The sequence below is a fragment of the Streptosporangium sp. G11 genome (assembly GCF_051192615.1).
GTDB lineage: Bacteria > Actinomycetota > Actinomycetes > Streptosporangiales > Streptosporangiaceae > Streptosporangium.
Map to the genome: position 1 here is coordinate 1 of NZ_JBPJUQ010000221.1, position 3,357 is coordinate 3,357.

Sequence of the window (3,357 nt, forward strand, 5' to 3'; positions counted from 1 at the left end):
GATCTTGTCCGCGCCGCCCTCGTCCTCGTACATTTCGAGCACGGCCGAATCAATTGAGATTCAGTGAGAAAACGTCATTGATCGTTGTCGGCGCGGCGGCTTCCTCACTGGCGAATGATCGAGATATCCGTCCCGGGCCGCCGCTTTTCCATGAACCTTTTCATCCTGCGGTTGCTTCGTAGTTCTGTAGCACGTGGATGGCTTTGGCGAGTCGACCGACCCCGCGTGGGCTGACGCGGACTTTGTGCAGGATGCGCCGGTACTTGAGCTGGGCGTTGGCGCGTTCGCCGGGCCCGCGAAGCCGGGCATGAGCCCGGTTGGCGTCCTTCTGTGAGTCGGGTTTGTTCTTGCCCTTGTACGGCGTGATCTACCGCTCCGGCCGCGCCGAACTCGACGTCGTCTTCCGGCCGACGAGGCGTGATCGGGCCGTCATTGGCCTCCCACCGGAACGGGAGCAGACCCGGTAGTTCCGCGGTCATCGCTGGGCTGCCGAGGAGATGACGCGGGGATGGCGTTGTCGATGAGGACGGCGGCGATGGCGGCGGCGGTGGGGAAGGCATCGGCGTTGAGAACCCGGGTCCGGACCGCGGCGCCGTCGATGAGCAGCGCGAGCTGCTCGCCGAGCTGTTCAGGCTCGGCGGCGCCGGCTTCCCGGGCGGTGTCGGCGAGCCGCGCGGCGACGGCTTTCTTGTAGTCGCGTGCGTGCTGGGATGCGGGGTGCTGGGGGTCGTGGAGTTCGACGGCGGCGCCGATGTAGGGGCACAGGGGGGTGGTGGGAGGGATGTCGAAGGCGGCGAGGAGCCGTTCGCGGGGCGTGAGGTCGGTGCGGTCGAACACGCCGGACAGAACGGAGGGGTCGAACCGGCGCAGGTACTCGGCGACGAGTTCGTCCTTGCCGGTGAAGTGCTGGTAGGCCGTGCGCTTGGACACCTGGGCCGCCGCGCAAAGCTGGTCCATGCCGGTGCGGTTGATGCCCTGCTCGCGGAACAGCTGCTGGGACGCGCTGATGATGCGCTCGCGGGCGCCCCGGCCGCGGCGGCGGCCCGTAGGGCCCTTCTCGAGCTCCGTCATGGGTCCATGATACCCCAGCTGGGTAACGACCGGTGTACATAGTTTGCGTCCTGGTCGCCCGCCCCGTACCGTAAGCACACAGGGCGGTGTACATAACATCGTTGCCCCAGGTGCGTACGGCACCACCGACCCAAAGGAGCGACCATGGGAAAGCTTGACGGCAAGGTAGCGGTCATCACCGGCGGCACCACCGGCATGGCGCTGGCCGGCGCGAAGCTGTTCGTCGACGAAGGAGCGCACGTCTTCATCACCGGCCGCCGCCAGGACGCCCTGGACGAGGCCGTGAAGCAGATCGGCCGCAACGTCACCGGCGTCCAGGGCGACGCCGCCGACCTGGACGACCTGGACCGCCTGTACGACACCGTCAAGCGGGAGAAGGGCAGCCTCGACGTACTGTGGGCCAGCGCCGGCGGCGGCGAGCCCGCCCCGCTCGGTGAGATCACCGAGGCCCAGTTCGACACCTGGTTCGGGCTCAACGCCCGGGGCACCCTGTTCACCGTCCAGAAGGCCCTCCCGCTCTTCAACGACGGCGGCTCCATCCTCATGACCGGCTCCAACGCCTCCCTCGGCGCCTTCCCCGGCTGGAGCCTCTACGCCGGCAGCAAGGCCGTCCAGCAGGCCTGGGCCCGCGTCTGGCTCAACGAACTGCGCGACCGCAAGATCCGGGTCAACGTCCTGACCCCCGGCCAGGTCGCCACCGCCAAGCAGGAAGAACTCTTCGACGAGGCCACCAAGCGCCAGTTCGAGTCCCTCATCCCCCGCGGCCAGATGGGCCGCCCCGAAGAAATCGCCACCGTCGCCCTGTTCCTCGCCTCCGACGACTCCAGCTACGTCAACGGCCTGGAACTGGTCACCGACGGCGGCACCACCGCCATCTGAACCACACACCAGGAATGCCGCGGGCACACCCCACAACAACCCAATCTACCGGCGGAAGACGACGAGCCGGAGGTGCCGGGAAAGGCGCGGCAGTTGGCCCAGAAACGTCACGGCCGACGCCCTGCGCCTGACCCAGCACGAACGAGACAGAGCGACACCTCGAAAACAGGAAAAGAGCACACCTCATGAGCAGCATCACCCTCATCGGTACGGGCAACATGGCCCGTACCATCGGCACGCTCGCGGTGGCGGGCGGCAACACCGTCGAGGTCATGGGACGCGATCAGTCCAAGGCCGATGACCTGGCGAAGGCTCTGGGCGGCGGCACGACGACGGGCAAGTGGGGTGCCGTCCCGGCCGGGGACATCGTCATCACGGCCCTGTTGTACGACGGTGTCGTTCCGGTCGTCGCCGAGTACGGAGACGCCCTCGCGGGCAAGGTCATCGTCGACATCAGCAACCCCTTCAACGTCACGTTCGACGGACTGGCCCACAGCGAGGAGACCTCGATCGCGCAGGAAGTCGCCAAGGTGGCCCCGGCCAGCGCCAGCGTGGTGAAGGCGTTCAACACCATCTTTCGTAATGTCCTGGAGAAGGGCCGGCCCAACGTCTTCGTCGCTGGCGACAATGCGCAGGCCAAGGCGGGCGTGGCGGCATTCATCCAGAGCCTTGGGCTGCGCCCGCTGGACGTCGGCGGCCTGAAAATGGCGCACTGGCTGGAAGGAGTGGGCGTGGTCACGGTGGGCCTTGCCGGCAACGGGGTCGGCCACTGGGACTTCGCCCTCGGCGTCAACGAATTTACCGGCTGAGCCCCCGGGGCCGAGCAGTCGGCGAACAGGGAGCCGTGCGCCCTGACAATGGTTGATGGAGCACCGACTCGCTGATGTCGGATATCGATGAGCCTTTTCATCCTCGGTAGATCGGGTTCTCGGCGTGGTGTAACACGAGGATGGCCTGCACGATCGCGGTGGCGCGGTGTGGGCAGCAGCGCAGCTTGGTCAAGATTTTCCAGGTTTTGAGGGTGGCGTTGGCGCGTTCGCCGATGGAGCGGATCCGGGCGTGGGCGCGGTTGACCTTCTTCTGCCAGCGAAAGAGTTCCGGCCGACAGCGGTGGCGCTTGAACGGGGTTCGGATCGTGCCTCGGGCGCCTTGGTATGCCTTGCCGGCAAACGCCCTCACGTTTGCGCTGGTCAGCGCGTTAATGATGGTGTGGGTGCGGGCCGCGGTCAGGTCGTGGACGGAGCCGGGCAGCGCTGCCGAGGCCCAGACCAGCCGGCCTGCCGGGTCAGCGATGACCTGCACGTTCACGCCGTGGCGATGGTGTTTGCCGCAACGCCGGTAAGTTAAGCCGATTTACCGGGTTGACGTGGCAACGAGGCCCCTGAGACGACTGATTTCGACCAAGAG

3 protein-coding genes and 2 pseudogenes are annotated in these 3,357 nt (G+C 66.9%); 2 read left to right on the top strand and 3 right to left on the bottom strand.

The genetic code is table 11. From position 1 onward, the window contains the following. Positions 1-160 precede the first annotated feature (160 nt). Both ACSDR0_RS49880 and ACSDR0_RS49885 read right to left on the bottom strand, forming a co-directional pair. Positions 161-367: pseudogene (locus tag ACSDR0_RS49880) on the bottom strand (IS5/IS1182 family transposase); the annotation flags it as partial. A gap of 62 nt (positions 368-429) precedes the next feature. Beyond that, positions 430-1,071, bottom strand: coding sequence for a TetR/AcrR family transcriptional regulator (locus tag ACSDR0_RS49885; RefSeq protein ID WP_435296007.1), 642 nt, complete (start codon positions 1,069-1,071; stop codon positions 430-432). 144 nt (positions 1,072-1,215) lie between these two features. On the opposite strand from ACSDR0_RS49885, the gene ACSDR0_RS49890 reads away from it, so the two are divergent. Together ACSDR0_RS49890 and ACSDR0_RS49895 are read left to right on the top strand one after the other, a co-directional pair. Beyond that, complete coding sequence (locus ACSDR0_RS49890; protein WP_435296008.1) at positions 1,216-1,950, top strand: SDR family NAD(P)-dependent oxidoreductase; 735 nt, start codon at positions 1,216-1,218, stop codon at positions 1,948-1,950. Between the two features lie 185 nt (positions 1,951-2,135). Further along, the gene (locus tag ACSDR0_RS49895) at positions 2,136-2,759 is read left to right on the top strand and encodes an NADPH-dependent F420 reductase (RefSeq protein ID WP_435296009.1); all 624 of its coding nucleotides are present in this window, start codon (positions 2,136-2,138) and stop codon (positions 2,757-2,759) included. A gap of 97 nt (positions 2,760-2,856) precedes the next feature. Here the strand turns inward: ACSDR0_RS49895 and ACSDR0_RS49900 are convergent. Continuing rightward, a pseudogene (locus ACSDR0_RS49900) lies at positions 2,857-3,279 on the bottom strand (transposase family protein); the annotation flags it as partial. Positions 3,280-3,357: the final 78 nt, after the last annotated feature.

What these genes read in the sequence shown, in the direction of transcription:
- ACSDR0_RS49885 (WP_435296007.1), bottom strand. Translation starts at nt 1,071, where the DNA reads ATGACGGAGCTCGAGAAGGGCCCTACGGGCCGCCGCCGCGGCCGGGGC.
- ACSDR0_RS49890 (WP_435296008.1), top strand. Translation starts at nt 1,216, where the DNA reads ATGGGAAAGCTTGACGGCAAGGTAGCGGTCATCACCGGCGGCACCACC.
- ACSDR0_RS49895 (WP_435296009.1), top strand. Translation starts at nt 2,136, where the DNA reads ATGAGCAGCATCACCCTCATCGGTACGGGCAACATGGCCCGTACCATC.